Below are 17,392 nucleotides of genomic sequence, written 5' to 3'. Positions count from 1 at the left end.
CGGGAACAGGACCGGGAACGCCGACGCCGCCCCGCCGGAGGGCGGAGCGGCGTCGGCACGGGCCGTGCAGCGCGTCAGCGCATCAGCAGCTCAGCTCAGCATCAGCAGCTCGCCGCCGCGTACTCCGCCGTCTGCTCGCGCGTCACGTCCTCGCCGTCGACCGTGCCCGTCACGGTCAGCTCGACCGCATCCGCCGGCACCGCCTTGGCCCGGGTGGTGAAGGAGTGGAACGCGCTCTTCCCGGGGGCGACCGCGGCGAACGCCTTCTCGCCGTACGGCGTCGTCATCGTGATCCCCACCGGCACGTCGGCCGTGTTGGTCGCGGTGACGCCCAGCTGCACCTTGCCGGCGACGCATCGGCTCTGCACGCTGACGCCCAGGTCGGGCAGCGCGGGAGCGGTCGGCGCGGCCGCCGCGACGCCGAGCCACGAGATCACCGGCTTCTCGCCGCCCGCGCCCTCGTTGGTCACCCGGTACTCCACCGTGGTCGCCGCGTCGAGCGTGAAGGTCAGCGCCCCGGTGAGCGGCGAGTTCGAGCCCGACAGCGGCACGTTGCCCTTCGCCAGCTCCGCGCCGTTCGCCGTGACCGTGTGGTTCATGGTCCGGCTGAGGCCCCACCACTCGGTGAACCCGCCGGTCAGCGTGTACGTCCCGGCGGCCAGCGGCAGTCGGTAGATCAGCTGCGTCGTGTCCTGGTAGAGACCGGTCGAGAACTTGTCGTTCACGTCCGTCCCGGACTTCACCTTCATCCCCTCGGGTGCGAAGCCCCACTGGTCCGCGGCGGTCGAGGCCCGGTCCGACACGGCGTTCAGCAGCGACGGGACGGCCGCCTGCACCGCGCCGTACTGCGGCGAGGAGGTCGCCGCGGTGCCGGAGTCGATCCAGTAGACGAGCCCCTCGGGCACGATCTCGTAGCGTGCGCTGACCGGCGCCCCGTTCGCGAGCGTCCCGCGCAGGGTGATCGGCGCGTAGTCGGTGCGGGTCTGCGCCGCGGACTCCGCGTCCCAGGTGATGCCGACCGAGGCTCCGTCGACCGTCACCGCGGTCGGCAGCGCCGCGCTCGCGGTGAGCGCGCCCTGGTAGCCGAGGTCGCGGGTGACGCTCTGCACATAGACCAGGGCGAGCCGCGCGTTGTAGCCGCTCGTGCCGTCGGTGCCGAAGGCGACGTCCACGACGCCCGGCGCCGCGAGGGTGACCTGCTGGCGCACCGGAGTGGCCGCCCCGGTCGAGACCGCGGTGGCGCGCTTCGTGGTGCCGGCCGCGGTCACGGTCGAGACGACGTTGGTGGTCAGGCCGGGTCGCGGCGCCTGCACGGCGACGATGTCGAACGTGCCGGCGGGCAGGGTCAGGTGCGTCACGACGGGCTTGCCGTAGTCGGCGGGCACGAAGGAGGAGCTCCAGTCCGCGGGGCTGCCCGCGACGACCGCGCCGGTGGACGTGGTCGAGGTGCCCCAGGTGCTGCCCGCGGCGACGCCGTCCCACTTCCTGTCCGCGGCGTCGTTGAGCAGGTCCGGACGGCTCGCCTTCACGGCCGCGAAGGCCGAGCCCGCCGCGGCTCCGGTGGAGCCCGAGTCGACGAAGTAGCGCAGGTCGGCCGGAGTGACGAGCAGCGGCACCGAGAAGCGCTGGAAGACGCCGGTCGCGTCGACCTTCTCGCTCGTGCGGCCGGTCAGCCGCACCGTGCCGAGCTCGGCCGTGCCGGCGAGGGCCTGCGTGGCGCCCGCGTCCCAGGTGACGGCGCGCTCGGCGCCCTCGAGGGTCAGGGTCGCGGGCAGTCCGGCGGCGGTGGTCCCGGCGATCAGGCCGAGGTCGCGGACGTCCGTGCTCACGCCCTCGGGCACGAGCTCCGCGGCGGTCCGGCCGAGGCGCAGCGCCAGGGCCGCGGCCCCCTCCGCGTCGAGGCCGTAGGCGGCCGGGTCGGCCAGCGCCGCCCGGGCATCGCCCAGGACGCTCGCGAACGGGGCCCACGACGCGGGGCTCCACTCCGACTCCTCGAACCGCTCCGCCGTTGCCAGCGCCGCCGCCAGGGCGGTCGTGTCCACCGCGGCCGAGTCGGCGTTCGCGACCACCACGGCGACCGCGTCGACGTTCAGGACGCCGTCGTTCGCCGTCTCGAGCCGCACCGTGTGCTCGCCGTCCGCGAGTCCGCGGAGCTGGAACGCCGTGCGCTCGCTGCCCGCGGCCCAGGTCGGCGCGTTCGTCGCCACGCGGACGCCGTCGACGGTGACGTTCAGCGTCGCTGCGCCGGTGTTGCTGCCGAGGACGTCGAGGCCGGTCCCGGTGAAGGAGTAGGTCAGCGCCGCGCCCTTCCCCGTGCTCTTGGAGGCCGTCCGCTGCCACTCGAACATGCCCTGGCCGTTGACGTGCGTCCACCGGTCGTCGAACTCGAGGATCGGCGTCGAGGTGTCGCTCCAGCTGGTCTGGTGCATGCCGTCGACGACGCCGGAGTAATAGGGAGTGAATCCGGGCACCTGCTCGACGACGAGGTCGTCGAACTGCGTGAAGGTGAACGCGGAGCCGAGCTGCACGCGCCCCGCGGCCTGCGGCGTCGGGTCGGTGTACGCCGCGATCTGCACGCCGTTGAGGTACGCGGTGTAGCGGTCGCCGGCGACCTGCACGGCGATCCGGTTCCACACTCCGGTCCCGGTGCGGAACGCGGCGCCCGGGGTCGCCGAGGCGGTGCCCGACGCGACCGAGGTGCCGTAGCGCAGCAGGCTCCAGGCGCCCGTCGCGTCGACCCGCAGCTCGGCCGCGGAGACGTTCTGGCCGTTGGCCGTGCCGCCCTGCTCCCGCGCGCCGATCGTCGCGTACGGGGTGCCGCCGTCCTCGAAGAGCACGTCGACCGAGGCCCGGTAGTTCGCCCAGCGGTAGTCGCCGATGGTGGTCTTCGGGTCGCCGCCGTTCCAGGCCGCGCCGTTCATGCCGGTGCCGACCTGCTGGCGCAGCACGCGATCGCGCGCCGCGTCCCCGGTGGCCACGGACTCGAAGGCGCCGTTGGTGTCGTTCGTGTAGCGCGGGATCGCGCCGCCGTCCTCCGGCTGGACGCCGGGCGTGCCGGCGGGCTTCGCCTTCGCGCCGCGGCTGTCGAGGAAGGACTCGCCGGAGTCGCCGAGCGCCCCGGTCGCCGGGTCGTAGGAGCGGATGTCCGCGGCCTCGGCGTAGTCGAAGTCGTCCGCGTAGAGGACGGAGTCGGTGGTGACGCCGTTGACGTCGCCGCTCGCGTCGGTGTCGAGCACGTCGCGGCCGCCGTCGGCGTCGGTGTACTCGGGCGCGGTCGGCAGGGTCGAGCCGTAGCCCTCGCGCGGGGTCAGGGTGCCGTCGGCGCTCGCCGCGGCGTGGTCGAGCGTGGTCGCCGTCGCCGTCGACCAGGGCTTCACGGTCACCGTGTAGACGCCGCCCTCGGCCGACAGCTCCTCGACGGGCACGACGTAGTTCGCGTCGTAGGCCTCGCCGGCGTCGGCCGCGCGGGTCTCCCAGACCTCCATCGTGCGGTCGTCGCCGAGGTCGAGGTCCTCCGCCGAGATCGCGTAGGTCTTCTCGAACGCGCTGTCGTTGACGATCACCGTCGAGAAGTCGGAGCCGTCGGGCGCGGCGAGCGTCGTGTACGACACCGCGCCGGTCTGCGCGCCGCTGGGCGGGTTGCCGCCGCCGAGCGCGCTGCCCGAGGCCTGGGGGATGCCGCGCCAGACGCCGGCGGTGTTGTCCTCGTTCTCCCAGCCGAGCTGCGCGAACTGCGTGTACTGCTCGACCGCGGCCAGGCCGCCGTCGTAGTACAGCCAGCCGGACCACGGGTCGCGGGCGCTGACCAGCTCCTTCGAGGAGTACTGGAAGCCGTCGTAGAACGAGCCGATCGCCGGCTGGAAGATGTTGAGCGTCCGGAGCGACTTCGCGAAGCCGGAGGTGACCCAGTTGCTCATCTCGAGCGCGCTGTTGGTGCCGCCGAACTCCGTCCCGGTGCCGCCCTGGCCGTCGGGGTTGGTGTTGTTCGGGCGGTCGGCGGAGTTGGAGAAGGTCGCCTGGCCCTCGGAGTTCCAGATCTCCTTGTCGTAGGTCTGCGCGAACTTCTTCAGGTTCCCGTTCGCGTCGTCGGAGGTGGCGTAGTGGAAGCCGACGACGTCGACGGCGTCGCGGAGCGAGGAGTCGGTGGTCGAGGTGAGCTGGTCCCCGAAGGAGGTCGGGGGAGTGCCGACCGTGTCCGCCGCGACCGTGCGGATCGCGCGGTACCGCTCGCCCTCGTCCGCCGAGGCGAAGCCGTTGCTGGGGTCCTCGGCGCTCGCGCCCTCGTAGCCCTTCGTGTCGGTGCGCAGCCAGGTGGAGAACTTCTTGTAGAGCGCCGCGTTGGGGTTCGAGGTCTCGTTGGTGTCCGGGTTGATCGAGTCGACCATGATCCCGTACTCGCGCTCGGCGGCCAGGACGGTGTTCTTGAACCAGATGTACTGGTCCTCGTCGCTCGTCACCCAGGTGGGCCGGCTCCAGCGCAGGATGCTCACGTGCACGTCGCCCTCGGCGACCTTCTGCGCGTCCGCCGCCAGCTGGAAGCCGGGCTCGCGCTGCACGTTCGGGTACTCGTCGCGCGAGCGCATCGTCGCGACGTTCGGCCCGGTCGACGTGTTGCGGTCGTTGCCCATCTCGATCTTGATCGTCGTCATGATCGGATTCGCGCCGCCGAAGAGCGTCTCGATCAGCTCCCAGTACTTCTCGGGGTGCTGCGACTTGTAGTCGAGCAGCAGCGCGCTGGTCGAGTTCGCCGAGAGGATGCCGAAGCCCTTGAAGGTGAGCGCGTTGACGCTCTCCGCGGCGGCGGCGACGTCGGCCGCGGTGACCGTCACGGCCTGGACGTCGGTGGGGGCGGCCTGGGCCGGCGCGGCCTGTGCGAGCCCGGACGCGAGCCCGGACGCGAGCAGAGCGCCGAGGGCGGTCGCCGCGACGAGTCCGCGGCCCCTGGTCCGTCCGCCCTCCCCTCGGCGGCGGGTGTGCGGCTCGGACTGCGAGCCTCGAGCGTGCCGGGAAGAGCGATCGAGCATGGTGCGCCTCGTCTTTGAGTCGGGGTGGTGGCAGTGGAGTGGTGGGTGATGCTGAAGGTGGAGTGCGAGAGCGATCCGACACATTCGATCATGAACGCGCAGAGCGAGATCAGTCGCTGTGGTCACCGTAACCGAGGCGTTCTGCGGACGCAACGGTCGGAAGTGGCGGATCGGCGGGGGTCTTCTCCTCGTCGGAGCCGCGAGGTAGTCTGATCGGCGACGCACGGCGCCTGTCATTGATGATCGTTTCTGATCGTTATACCCGGCCGCGACGCGTCCTGACGAGTCGGCGACGATGCCGACCGGAGAACGGAGAACCCCTGCCATGACCACCCGCTCCACCCGGATCCGCCCCCTCCTCGCCCGCGGGACCGCCGGCCTCGCCGGTGGCCTGCTCCTGCTCGGCGTCGCCGGCACCGCCTTCGCCGACGAGGCCGAGCTCGGCAACGACGACGTCGACGTGAACGTGCAGATCGCGCCGCTGACCTCGCCGGGCTCGCTGTCGATGACCGTCGCCAGCGACGCGACGGCGCTGACCGAGAACGGCTCCACGGGAGTGATCCGGCAGTTCACCGGCACGCTGCCGACCGTGACGGTGACGGACACCCGCGACGCCGCCGACATCCCGGCCGGCGCCGGCTGGTACGTCCTCGGCACCGCCAGCGACTTCACCTCCTCGACCGGCGACATCATCGGCGCGGAGAACCTCGGCTGGGCCCCGAACCTGATCGACGGCGGTGAGTCCGGCCTCGTCGCGGAGGGCGACGTCGTCGACACCGCCATCGACGGCGGCCCGGACGGAGTCGGCCTGGTCGACCAGGAGCTGCTCGCCATCACCAACGACTCGGCCGGCGTCGCCGAGGAGGGCTCCTGGACCGCGAACGCGGCCCTGACCCTCAAGACGCCGACCACGGTCGACGCGGGCGACTACAGCTCCACCCTCACCCTCTCCCTCTTCGAGTGACCCCATCGGCGGAGTGGCCGCCTCCGGCGCCCGCACCCATGCTGGTCGAGTAGCCGCCCCGGCGGCGGATCGAGACCCACCCGCCTGCACACGTGGATCTCGATACGTCCGCTCCGCGGCCTACTCGATCAGCATGAGGGGGCGGCGTCCCGCAGGCGCTTCTGCCCGCGTGCCTGGGGGCTGCGTGACCGCATCAGCACGTCGGGCTCCGCACAACGTCAGCTGAGAAGGGGTGGCCTCGGCTGTCAGAGGAGGCCACCCCGTCTCAGCTGATGTTGTGCGGAGCTCCGCCCGCGGATCTCGATACGCCGCGCTCCGCGGGCTGCTCGATCGACCCGGCGAGCCTGCTCCACGGCTGCGCGACCAGCGCGGATCCCCGAGCGGACCCGCGACGGGCCCCGCGCCCCGAGCAGGCCCCCGTTCGCGTCCACTCGGCGGGGTCGGCTCGCGCGAGTGGACGCGCAGCGGGGCCTGCGCGTGGGCCGGAGCCCGGTCCGGGTCCACTCGCGCAGCGGGCTGCGCCGCCTGGAGGTGCGCGTGGCGTCCTCGTGCTGGTGACAGGAGGAGGCTCCGCACCCGGAGTGGGGCCCGTTGGCGCGAATCGTTGCCCGATCGAGGCCCTTCCGGAGGCGCCGGTCCGCTAGCGTCGAGACGCTCGGCATCCCGGACCTCCCGCCCGGCGTCCCCTTCTTCCCCGATCCTGGCGGGGGAGCGGCAGGACCCCCGTGGGACCCGGGCTCGGCGCGTCCCCGGACGCGGCCGCGACGCCGGCTCCCGCGTGACCCGGCGCGGGAACGAAGAACCCGAAAGGCGTCCCCGATGGACCCCGACTCCACCCCGCGCTCCCCCCTGCGATCCGCACGACGCCCGATCGCACTCCGCGCGCGAGCCCCCCGCCCGCGAGCCACCCACCCGAGCGCACCACACCCGCACGCTCGCCGCGGCCGCGGCCGCGTCCGCGCCTCGCTCCTCGCCGCCGCCGCCGCGCTCGCCCTCGTCGTCGTCGGCGTCGTCGTGCCCACCGCGAGCGCCGAGACCCCGTGCGCGACCGGGCAGAACGCCATCGTCTGCGAGAACTCGCGCCCGGGCGCGGACCCGTCGGTCTGGGACGTCACCGGCGCCGGCGACCCGTCGATCCAGGGCTACTCCACCGACGTCAGCGTGAACGTCGGCAAGCGGATCGACTTCAAGATCGACACCGACGCCGCCGCCTACTCGATCGACATCTACCGCACCGGCTGGTACGCCGGGAAGGGCGCGCGGCTGATCACCTCCGTCACCCGCAGCGCCGCCCTCCCGCAGACGCAGCCCGAGTGCCTCTCCGACGTCACCACGGAGCTCTACGACTGCGGCACCTGGGCCGTCTCCGCCGGCTGGGACGTGCCGAGCACCGCCGTCTCCGGCGTCTACGTCGCCCTGCTCACCCGCGCCGACACCGGCGGCCGGAGCCACATCACCTTCGTCGTGCGCGACACCGCCAGCACCTCGGCCGTCCTCTTCCAGACCTCCGACACCTCCTGGCAGGCCTACAACACCTACGGCGGCTCCAACTTCTACAGCGGCGGCGCCAATGGCCGCGCCTACAAGCTCAGCTACAACCGCCCCGTCACCACCCGCGGCGACAACCAGGGCCGCGACTTCTACTTCGCCAACGAGTACCCGCTGGTCCGCTTCCTCGAGCGCAACGGCTACGACGTCAGCTACTTCAGCGGCATCGACACCGACCGCTTCGGCTCGGCGCTGAAGCAGCACCGCAGCTTCCTCTCCGTCGGCCACGACGAGTACTGGTCCGGCGCCCAGCGCGCGAACGTCACCGCCGCGCGCGACGCCGGCGTGAACCTGCAGTTCCTCTCCGGCAACGAGAACTACTGGCGCACCCGCTACGAGCCCTCGCCGACCACCGGCGGCGCCGCCTACCGCACCGTCGTCACCTACAAGGAGACCTGGGCGAACGCGAAGACCGACCCCGCGACCGAGTCCACCGGCACCTGGCGCGACCCGCGCTTCGCCTCCGTCGCGAACGGCGGCGGCCGTCCCGAGAACTCCCTCGCCGGCACGCTCTACATGGTCAACTACTCCGACCTGCCCGTGACGGTCAGCGCGCTGGAGGGCAAGCTGCGGCTCTGGCGCAACACCACGCTCACGAGCCTCGCCACCGGCACCAGCGCCGCGCTCGCCCCGCACACCATCGGCTACGAGTCGAACGAGGACGTCGACAACGGCGCCCGCCCGCCGGGCCTCGTCCGCCTCTCGACGACGACCGGCCCGGTCGCCGAGTACCTGCAGGACTTCGGCACCACCGTCCTGCCCGGCACCACCCGGCACAACCTCACCCTCTACAAGGCGGCCAGCGGCGCACTCGTCTTCTCGGCCGGCTCCGTCCAGTGGACCTGGGGCCTCGACCAGGAGCACGACGGCGACGGCGCCCCCGCCGACGTCCGGATGCAGCAGGCGCAGGTGAACCTCTTCGCCGACATGGGCGTGCAGCCGACCACGCTGATGACCGGCCTGCGCGCCGCGACGAAGAGCACCGACACCGCGGGCCCGACCGTCTCGGTCACGAACCCCTCCGGCGCGAGCAGCAAGGCCAACGGCAGCAGCGTCACCGTCTCGGGCACCGCCTACGACTCCGCCGGCCGGGTCGCCGGCGTCGAGGTCTCGACCGACGGCGCCACCTGGCACCCCGCGTCGGGCACCACGTCCTGGACGTACAGCTACGTCCAGCACGGCACCGGCACCGGCACGATCCGGGTGCGCGCCGTCGACGACAGCGCGAACATCGGGCCCGTCACGAGCCGAGCCGTCACCATCACCGGCACGGCGAGCGTCTTCGGCGCCGAGGTGCCGAGGACCGCGGACTCCGGCGACTCCGGATCCGCGACGCTCGGCCTGCGCTTCACCCCCACCGCCGACGGCTTCATCCAGGGCGTCCGCTTCTTCAAGAGCGCGGCCAACACCGGCGCCCACACCGGCGCGCTCTGGAGCGTCGACGGCCGCCAGCTCGCCACCGTCGCCTTCCAGAACGAGACGGCCAGCGGCTGGCAGACCGCCACGTTCGCTGCGCCCGTCGCCGTCACGGCCGGCACCACCTACGTCGTCGCGTACACGACCCCGACCGGCCACTACTCCGCCTCGGACTGGTTCTTCGCGAGCGCCGGCTCCGACGCCGCCCCGCTCAAGGTCGCCGGCGGCTTCGGCGCCGCGCCCGCCGGGGTCTACAGCACCACCGGCGGCTTCCCGACCGACAGCTACCGCGCCAACAACTACTACGTCGACGCCGTCTACAACACGGTCGACGCGACGCCGCTCAGCGTCTCCTCGCAGACCCCGCTGGCCGGCTCCTCGAGCGTCGCGCCGTCGACGACCGTGTCGGCCGTCTTCTCCAAGGCGGTGACGGCGAGCACGGTCGCGATGACGCTGAAGACCGCGGCGGGCGCGAGCGTCGCGGGCACCACCGCCTACAACGCCACCACCCGCACCGCCGTGTTCACGCCGAGCGCCCCGCTCGCCGCGACCACCGGCTACACCGCCACCCTCGCCGGCACCGCGACCGGCGGCGGAGCGGTCACCGCCGGCGGCAGCTGGACCTTCACCACCCAGGCGCCGAACGCGGTCGTCGGCACCTGCCCCTGCCGCCTCTTCGACGACTCGACGACCCCCGGGATCGCCCAGGTCGCCGAGGGCACCCCGGTCACGCTCGGCGTCCGCTTCGCCCCGCTCGTCGACGGCACGGTCACCTCGCTCCGCTTCTACAAGGGCCCCGGCAACACCGGCACCCACGTCGGCACCCTCTCGAACGCCGACACCGGCGCCGAGATCGGCCGCGCCACCTTCGTCGGCGAGAGCACGAACGGCTGGCAGGAGGTCGCCTTCGCGGCCCCCGTCGCCGTGACGGCCGGCACCGACTACGTCGCCGCCTACACGACGACCACCGGCAGCTACTCCGCCACGATCAACGGCTTCGGCTCCGGATCCACGCGCGGCCCGCTCGTCACGGCGAGCGACTCCGGCGCGTACACCTACGACGGCGGCTTCGCCGGGCAGCGTTCAAGCACGAACTACCTGGTCGACGTGTCGTTCACGCCGTCCGCGACGCCCACGCCGACGCCCACGCCCACGCCGACCGCGACCGGCACGCGCCTGTTCGCCGACGCGACCCCCGCGAGCGCGTCCGTCGAGGACTCGTCCTCGGTCGAGGTGGGGATGGCCTTCACCGCCTCCGCCGCGGGCAGCGCCACCGGCATCGCCTTCTACAAGGGCTCCCGCAACACCGGCACCCACGTCGGCTCGCTCTGGGACGCCTCCGGCACGCGGATCGCGCAGGTGACCTTCACCGGCGAGACCGCGACCGGCTGGCAGAGCGCCGCCTTCGAGACACCGGTCGAGCTCGTGCCGGGCGCGCGCTACACGGTCTCGTACCTCGCCCCGGCGGGCTACTACGCGGCCACCGGCGCCGGCCTCGCGTCACCCGTCACGAACGGTGCCCTGACCACGGCGTCCGGCGATAACGGCGTGTACCGCTACGGGTCCGGGGGAGTCATGCCCTCGTCGTCGTACAACTCCACGAACTACTTCGTGGACGTCTACTTCCAGGCGAAGGGGTAGGGGCGGGGGACGGCCGGTGGGTCGTCGCTTCGACGTGTCACCGGTCTCCCGACCCGCTCTCTCCTCGAGTCTGTGGGGTGTCTCTCGCGTCGACCGACTCGACCTGCTGCAGCTCCGAGATCGTCTGCTGGAGCTGCACGAGGGTGTTGCGGGTGGCGCTCTCCCGCCAGGACGGACTGGCGCCCAGGCGGCGCAGCTGGCTGGCGAGGTCGACGTCGCCCAGCTCGAGGAGGTGCTGGAGCAGGCTCGCGCCGTCGTTCCTCGGGTGGCCGTGGCGTGCGGCGAGGGGAGCGAGCAGCGTCGTGAGGTGCTCGAGGTCGACGGCTGCGTGCCGCACGGCGTCGGCCAGGACGTCGGCGACCAGGCTGACGTCCTCGCGGTCGTCGAGGAGGTCGGCGATCGTCCGCTCGATCGTCGTCGTCGGCAGTCCGGCGCGGACCGTCACCTCACGAGGATCCTGGCGGCGGTGCCGGTAGCGGAGGTCGACGCGCCGCGACTGCCGGCGCACGGGTGTCGCGAACTCGTAGGGATCGGGAGGCAGGTCGCCGAAGCCGTGCAGGAACGAGGCCGTGCGTCCCCCGACGACCGCCCCGGGGTCCCGCGACGCGATCCGTTCTGCGGCGGTCCGGGTCGGGTCGGTGCTGAGCCATGCGGCGCGGAGGCCGTCGAACTCCGCGGGCGCGCTCGCCGCGTTCCGGTAGACGCCGTGGACGAGGCGCTCCAGATGGCCCTGCTGCGTGAGTCGCGTGAGCTGCACCCGGCTGACCCCGACCGCGACCGCCTGGGCGCTGGTCAGCATGCTCCACTGCCCCGCCGACACCGCAGCCAGGGAGCTGAGGGCGGTGGCGGTCGACATGTGACGATTGTTTCATCGGAGACGAAACAAACGCAGCTCTCGACCGAAGATGTAGCGCTTCGGCGCGAAGCGCGTCCTGGTCCGGCCAGGAGGGAGAGTCGCCGCACAGTTCCGCGACCGCCCCTCACGCCCGCCCGACGACGTTCACGGGCGGCTCCGCGCGCAGGAGCGCCTCGATCTGCCGGCGCAGCAGCGCGATGATCCGCGGCGTCATCGCCGAGGAGGCGCCGCCGACGTGCGGGGTGAGGATCGTGTTCGGGGTGCTCCAGAGCGGGTGCGAGCGGGGGAGCGGCTCGGGGTCGACGACGTCCAGCGCCGCCCGCAGCCGTCCGCTCTCGAGGTGGCGGACGAGGGCGTCCGTGTCGACGACCGCCCCGCGCGACACGTTCACGAGCAGGGCGCCCGACGGCAGCGCGGAGAGGAAGGCGTCGTCGACCAGGTGATGCGTCGACGCGTCGAGGGGGACGGCGAGGAAGACGACCTCGACGTCCGCGGCGAAGGAGGGGAACGCGGCGATCGGATGCACCGGCCGCTCGGAGTCCTCCCGCGCCGTCCGGGCGAAGCGCAGGACGTCCACCTCGAAGCCCGCCAGGCGCCGCTCGATCGCGCGCCCCACGCCGCCCGAGCCGATGATCGCGACCGTCCGGTCGGCGAGGCTCTCGCCCGGGACCTGCTCCCACGTCCCCGCCGACGCTGCGCGCACGTACTCGTCGATCCGCCGCAGCGACGCGATCGCCAGCCCCACGGCGAGCTCCGCGGTGGACGACTCGTGCACCGAGCTCGCGTTGGCCAGCAGCGCGCCCGGCGGAACAGCGGCCAGGACGCCCTCGGTGCCGATCGTCTGGGCCTGCACGAGCCGGCAGGCGACGGCCGTCAGCGCGTCCAGTAGCGCGGGGTCGCCTTGATGGGGCAGCACGACCAGGTCGTAGGCCTCGCGGGGCGGCGGACCGGTCAGGTCCCAGAGGTCGAGCTCGTACGAGCCGTCGGCCGGCTGGAGGGCGTCGAGCAGGGCGGTGCTCGGGACCGAGATCGTGAGGGGGGAGCGCGTCATGCGCCTCAGCCTTGCCTACATCGTGGGTTCATGTCCATAATCTAGGATTGCTTGCCGGCGCGACAGCGCAGCGCACGACAGCGCAGGAGCGGGAGCACTCACCCGATGGGACGACGATGACGTCAGACACTCTCACCCTCGTGATCACGGCGGTCGCCATCCTCGGCGTCGTCGTGCTGATCACCCGGTTCCGCCTGAACCCGGTCGTGGCGCTCGTGCTCGGCTCGATCTTCCTGGGCCTCGCGATCGGCCTGGGCCCCGCGGAGACGATCGGCACCGTCACCGAGGGCTTCGGCTCGATCATGACCGAGGTGGGCCTGCTCATCACCTTCGGCGTGCTGCTGGGCTCGATGCTCAGCGAGATGAACGCCATCCAGCGGCTGGTGTCCCACCTGCTGCGGATCTTCGGCGCGAAGGGGCTGCCCTACGCCATGGGGCTCACGATCGGCACGCTGCTGCAGTCGATCTTCCTCGACGTGCTCCTCGTCATCTCCGCCCCGCTGGCCCGCAGGATGGCGCCGCACATCGGGAAGAACGGCATCCCGCGCATCGCGACGGCGATGGCGATCAGCCTCGAGTGCGGCATCGTGCTGATGGTCCCCGGAGTCGCCGCGCTCGCGCTCGCCGGCGTCCTCGGCGTGCCGCTCGGGACGATGCTGCTCTTCGGACTGATCGTCGTCGTGCCCACCATCCTGATCTCGATCCTGATCATGAGCACCCTCTTCCGCCTCGGCTTCTGGAACCCGGAGAAGGACGAGGCGCCCGTCGAGGACGAGACCGCCGCAGGGACCGGCACGGACACCGCCCCCGAGCCCGTGCCGCTCGACACGTCCGCGGTGCCCGTCTCCGAGCGGCTCAGCAAGGTCGGCGGAGTGCCCCGCGGCATCGCGGTCGCCCAGCGCGAGGCCGTGCGGACCGAGCCCCGGCTGATCCTCCTCTTCGCGCCCCTCCTGCTCTGCCTGGCCCTCATCGCCACCGGCGCGATCCTGCAGATCGCCGAGGTGTCGATCGCTCCGCTGGATCTCGTGACCGACCCGGTGTTCGCGCTCCTCCTCGCCGTGCTGGGGACCAGCGCGGTCGGCCGCTTCACCATCGGGCGCCCGCGGGTGGAGAAGTCGGTGGTCGCGGGATTCCGCGAGAGCGGGCAGATCCTGATCCTGACCGGCGTCGGCGGCTCCCTCGCCGCGGTCGTCGCCGCGACCGGGCTCGGCGACATCCTCGGCCAGGCCTTCAGCGCCAACAGCTTCGCGCCGCTGCTGATCGTCTGGGCGATCGCGGCCGTGCTGCACGTGGCCGTCGGCTCCGTGACCATCTCGGCGATCACCGCGGCGGGTATCCTCGCCCCCATCGCGCCGGTGATCGGGCTCGACCCGATCCTGATCGCCCTCGCGGCCGGCGCCGGCTCGCTCTTCGCCGTCCACGTCACCAGCAACACCTTCTGGCTGCTCCAGTCGCTCCTCGGCCAGACGACCAGGGGCACGCTGAAGACCTGCACGATCGGGGTCTCGGTCGCCTCGGTCGTGGCGCTGGGCGTCACCCTCGTCCTCAGCCTCTTCGTCTGACCCGACCGATCCCCATCGACCCGACCGGAAGGCGGATCATGACCACCGAATCCCCCACCGCATCCTCCACAGCACCTCCCGCCGCACCCGGCATCGCCCCGCTCGCCGGGCTGCGCGTGCTCGAGCTCGGCAACTTCATCGCGGCGCCCACCGCCGGCCGGCTGCTGGCCGACTTCGGCGCCGAGGTGATCAAGGTCGAGCGGCCCGGCACCGGCGACGAGCTGCGGAAGTGGCGCCTGCACGCGGGCTCGACCACCTCGATGCTCTTCCACGCGATCAACCGCAACAAGAAGTCGATCACCCTCGACCTCCGCACCGAGGAGGGACGCGACGCCGTGCGCCGCCTCGCCGCCGAGTGCGACGTCGTGCTCGAGAACTTCCGCCCCGGCACCCTCGAGAAGTGGGGGATCGGCCCCGACGTGCTGAACGAGGCGAACCCGGACATCGTCATCGGCCGGATCTCCGCGTTCGGGCAGACCGGGCCCCTCTCCGAGCGGCCGGGCTTCGCCGCCGTCGCCGAGGCGATGGGCGGGTTCCGCCAGCTCGTCGGCGACCCCGACCGGCCGCCGGTGCGCGTCGGCATCTCGATCGGCGACTCGATCGCGGGCCTCTACGCCGGCTACGGCGTGATGATGGCGCTGTTCCAGCGGCAGACGCGGCGCGCTGCGGGTCTCGGCCCGGCTCCGCTCGAGGAGCGCGTCGTCGACGTCGCGCTGAACGAGGCGATGTTCTCGATGATGGAGTCGCTGATCCCCGACTACCAGGCGCACGGCATCGTCCGCGAGCGGGTCGGCGGGCGGATGGAGGGCATCGCCCCGACCAACGCCTACACCTGCTCCGACGGGTCGAGCATCGTCGTCGCGGGCAACGGCGACGCCATCTTCCAGCGCTTCATGGGGATCATCGGGCGCGAGGACCTCGCCGCCGACGAGGGGCTGGCCACGAACGACCTGCGCTGGAAGCGCCGCGACGAGCTCGACGCGGCGATCGGCGCCTGGACCGCAACGAAGACCTCCGCCGAGGCGCTGGCCATCCTCGACGAGAGCGGCGTCCCCTCCGGCCCCATCTACACCGCCGCCGACATCAGCTCCAGCGAGCAGTACGCCGCGCGCGACATGATCCAGAAGTTCGACGTCGATACCGGCGCGGGCACCGTCTCGGACGTCGGCTTCCCCGGCGTCGTCCCCGTGCTCGGCGGCCGGTCCCTGCCCATCCGCACCCTCGCCCCTGCACTGGGGCACGACACCGAGGAGGTTCTGGCGATGCTCCGGAGCAGCACCCCGACCAGCAGCACACCGACCGCACCCGCCACCGAGGCGGACGCCCGATGACCGCCGCGGCCCCGACGACCGCCGTCCCGACCCCCGCGACCGCCCGTCTGCGCGACGTCACCCTCCGCGACGGCCTCCAGCTCACCGGCCGGATGCTGTCGACGGAGCGCAAGGTGCGCCTCGCGCGCTCCCTCTTCGCCGCCGGAGTGCCCGAGCTCGAGATCGGCTCGATGGCGCGCGGCGACGTGGTGCCGCCGATGGCGAACACCCTCGAGGTGATCGAGGCGCTGACCCCCGAGGAGCTCGAGCGGAGCTGGGTCTGGGTCGCCACTCCCCGGCACATCGAGAAGGCCGCCGCGGCCGGGGCGCGCAACTTCCAGTACTGCTTCTCCGCCTCCGACTCGCACAACCGGGCCAACATCGGCCGCCCCACCGAGGCGAGCCTGGACGCCATGCCCGACGCGGTCGCGCTGGCGCACGGCGTCGGCGGGCGGATCCAGCTGTGCATCGCCACCTCCTTCACCTGCCCGTTCGAGGGCATGGTCCCGGAGGAGCGCGTGCTCGCGATCGCGAACGACCCGCGGGCCGAGGGCGCCGAGGACATCGTCATCTGCGACACCCTCGGGCAGGCGCACCCCGGTCAAGTCGCGTCGCTCGTCTCGCGGGTCGCCGCGGAGACGCCCCCGCGCGAGATCGTCTTCCACGGCCACGACACCTGGGGATCCGGCGTCGTCAACGCGCTGACCGCCGTGCAGGCCGGGGCGAGCGTCGTCGACGGGGCCCTCGGCGGCCTGGGCGGCTGCCCCTTCGCGCCGGGGGCGAGCGGCAACACCGCGTCCGAGGATCTCCTCTTCGCGATGCGGCCGGAGTGGCTCGACACCGACGCGTTCGCGCAGCTCGTGCGCGCGTCGGAGAGCCTGCTCGAGGACCTCGGCGAGCCGAACCGGTCGAAGGCGCGCCAGGGTGCGCGGTCGACGGCGGCGGCGTTCCCGTGGGTCGTCCCGGCTGACGGGGTCGTCTCCGCCTAGGGGTCGTCCCGGCCGAGGTCAGCCGACCGAGGCCGGCGCCCGCCCGCCGAGCCGCCGCGTCGCGCTGGCGGCCGCGTCGCGGACGAGGGGCGTCCAGCGCTCGAGGTCGTCGGGTGAGATGCGGGCGACCGGGCCGCTGACGCTGATCGCCATGCGGACGCGGCCGTCGGGGTCGAAGACCGGGGCGGCGATGCCGGTGAGCCCGTCGACGCGCTCGTTGCCGGTGATCGCGTAGCCCAGCCGCGCCGTCTCCGCGACCGCCGCGGCGAGGGCCGCCGGATCGGTGATGGTCGCGTGCGCCAGGTCCGGGATCGGCCGGCCCAGCACCTGCGCGCGCAGCTCGTCGTTCCACGCCAGCAGCACGCGGCCCGCGGAGCCGACGGTCAGCGGGGCCACCTTGCCGACGTAGCTGTCCTGCCGCAGCTCGTGGTGCGTCTCCTCCAGCCCGATGCAGACGCGGTAGTCCTCCTCCGAGCGGAAGAGGCTGGCCGTCTCGCCGGTCGCGTCGCGCAGCTCCTGCAGGAGGGGCGCGACGACGTCGACCGCGCGGATCCCGCGCACGGCCGGCCCCGCCCAGTACGCCATCCGCAGCCCGATCCGGTAGCGGTCGCCGTCACGGTCGAGGAAGCCCTGGGAGACCAGGTTCACGACCAGCCGCTGCGTCGTCGAGACGGGCAGGGCGGTCGCCTCGCGGATCTGCGTGAGCGTGAGGGCCGGCGACTCGAGCGTGAAGGCGTCGAGGATGCTCGTGATCTTGGAGAGGACGAGCAGCGGACTCGGCCCGGGTGCCGATCCCGCTGCGCTCACCATCCCTCGAATCTAGGGCATGGGTCTCCGGGGCGGACCGGCCGCCGGAGCGCCCGGCGAGGACGCCCATGTTGATCGAGTAGCCCGCGGAGCGGGCGTATCGAGATCCACCAGCGTCGGACGGCGGGTGTGCAGACCCGCCTACGGACGGCGGCGGGTCTCGATACGCCGCTGTGCGGCTACTCGACCAGCATGAATCGCGCACGCCTCCGCTGCTCGGCCCC

9 protein-coding genes are annotated in these 17,392 nt (G+C 72.8%); 5 read left to right on the top strand and 4 right to left on the bottom strand.

The features are described 5' to 3' along the window. Window positions 1-101: 101 nt before the first annotated feature. Window positions 102-5,024, bottom strand: a complete 4,923-nt coding sequence (locus tag HQQ82_RS13600) for a family 16 glycoside hydrolase (protein ID WP_173234095.1) — start codon at window positions 5,022-5,024, stop codon at window positions 102-104. A 325-nt stretch (window positions 5,025-5,349) separates the two neighbouring features. Here HQQ82_RS13600 and HQQ82_RS13595 point away from each other — a divergent pair, with 325 nt between their 5' ends. After that, window positions 5,350-5,988 (top strand): hypothetical protein, encoded by a 639-nt coding sequence (locus HQQ82_RS13595; RefSeq protein ID WP_173234093.1) that lies wholly within the window; start codon window positions 5,350-5,352, stop codon window positions 5,986-5,988. An 819-nt stretch (window positions 5,989-6,807) separates the two neighbouring features. Beyond that, window positions 6,808-10,593 (top strand): DUF4082 domain-containing protein, encoded by a 3,786-nt coding sequence (locus HQQ82_RS13590; RefSeq protein WP_173234091.1) that lies wholly within the window; start codon window positions 6,808-6,810, stop codon window positions 10,591-10,593. Between the two features lie 37 nt (window positions 10,594-10,630). On the opposite strand, the gene HQQ82_RS13585 is transcribed toward HQQ82_RS13590, so the two are convergent. Together HQQ82_RS13585 and HQQ82_RS13580 are read right to left on the bottom strand one after the other, a co-directional pair. After that, window positions 10,631-11,449, bottom strand: a complete 819-nt coding sequence (locus tag HQQ82_RS13585; RefSeq protein ID WP_173234089.1) for a type IV toxin-antitoxin system AbiEi family antitoxin domain-containing protein — start codon at window positions 11,447-11,449, stop codon at window positions 10,631-10,633. A 124-nt stretch (window positions 11,450-11,573) separates the two neighbouring features. Continuing rightward, a complete protein-coding gene (locus HQQ82_RS13580; protein ID WP_173234087.1) occupies window positions 11,574-12,500 on the bottom strand; it encodes a 2-hydroxyacid dehydrogenase in 927 nt (308 codons plus the stop codon). 116 nt (window positions 12,501-12,616) lie between these two features. Between HQQ82_RS13580 and HQQ82_RS13575 the strand changes: the two genes are divergently transcribed. The 3 genes from HQQ82_RS13575 to HQQ82_RS13565 are packed head-to-tail and all read left to right on the top strand — an operon-like array spanning window position 12,617 to window position 16,361. Then, on the top strand, window positions 12,617-14,062 hold the full coding sequence (locus tag HQQ82_RS13575; protein ID WP_173234085.1) for a GntP family permease: 1,446 nt from the start codon (window positions 12,617-12,619) through the stop codon (window positions 14,060-14,062). Window positions 14,063-14,100: 38 nt separating this feature from the next. Beyond that, entirely contained in the window at window positions 14,101-15,393 is a 1,293-nt protein-coding gene (locus HQQ82_RS13570; RefSeq protein ID WP_173234083.1) for a CaiB/BaiF CoA-transferase family protein, read from the top strand. Then, the gene (locus HQQ82_RS13565) at window positions 15,390-16,361 is read left to right on the top strand and encodes a hydroxymethylglutaryl-CoA lyase (RefSeq protein WP_173234081.1); all 972 of its coding nucleotides are present in this window, start codon (window positions 15,390-15,392) and stop codon (window positions 16,359-16,361) included. Before HQQ82_RS13570 ends, HQQ82_RS13565 begins: the two co-directional genes overlap by 4 nt. Window positions 16,362-16,379: 18 nt before the next feature. On the opposite strand, the gene HQQ82_RS13560 is transcribed toward HQQ82_RS13565, so the two are convergent. After that, window positions 16,380-17,171, bottom strand: coding sequence for an IclR family transcriptional regulator (locus HQQ82_RS13560; RefSeq protein WP_173234079.1), 792 nt, complete (start codon window positions 17,169-17,171; stop codon window positions 16,380-16,382). Between the last annotated feature and the right edge of the window lie 221 nt (window positions 17,172-17,392).

It is taken from the genome of Rathayibacter sp. VKM Ac-2856, from assembly GCF_013205055.1.
GTDB lineage: Bacteria > Actinomycetota > Actinomycetes > Actinomycetales > Microbacteriaceae > Rathayibacter.
The sequence above is the reverse complement of the archived record's forward strand: the minus strand, read 5'-3'. Positions and strand labels throughout refer to the sequence as shown.

Coding starts and splice junctions, on each gene's coding strand:
- HQQ82_RS13600 (WP_173234095.1), bottom strand. CDS start 5,024: ATGCTCGATCGCTCTTCCCGGCACGCTCGAGGCTCGCAGTCCGAGCCG.
- HQQ82_RS13595 (WP_173234093.1), top strand. CDS start 5,350: ATGACCACCCGCTCCACCCGGATCCGCCCCCTCCTCGCCCGCGGGACC.
- HQQ82_RS13590 (WP_173234091.1), top strand. CDS start 6,808: ATGGACCCCGACTCCACCCCGCGCTCCCCCCTGCGATCCGCACGACGC.
- HQQ82_RS13585 (WP_173234089.1), bottom strand. CDS start 11,449: ATGTCGACCGCCACCGCCCTCAGCTCCCTGGCTGCGGTGTCGGCGGGG.
- HQQ82_RS13580 (WP_173234087.1), bottom strand. CDS start 12,500: ATGACGCGCTCCCCCCTCACGATCTCGGTCCCGAGCACCGCCCTGCTC.
- HQQ82_RS13575 (WP_173234085.1), top strand. CDS start 12,617: ATGACGTCAGACACTCTCACCCTCGTGATCACGGCGGTCGCCATCCTC.
- HQQ82_RS13570 (WP_173234083.1), top strand. CDS start 14,101: ATGACCACCGAATCCCCCACCGCATCCTCCACAGCACCTCCCGCCGCA.
- HQQ82_RS13565 (WP_173234081.1), top strand. CDS start 15,390: ATGACCGCCGCGGCCCCGACGACCGCCGTCCCGACCCCCGCGACCGCC.
- HQQ82_RS13560 (WP_173234079.1), bottom strand. CDS start 17,171: ATGGTGAGCGCAGCGGGATCGGCACCCGGGCCGAGTCCGCTGCTCGTC.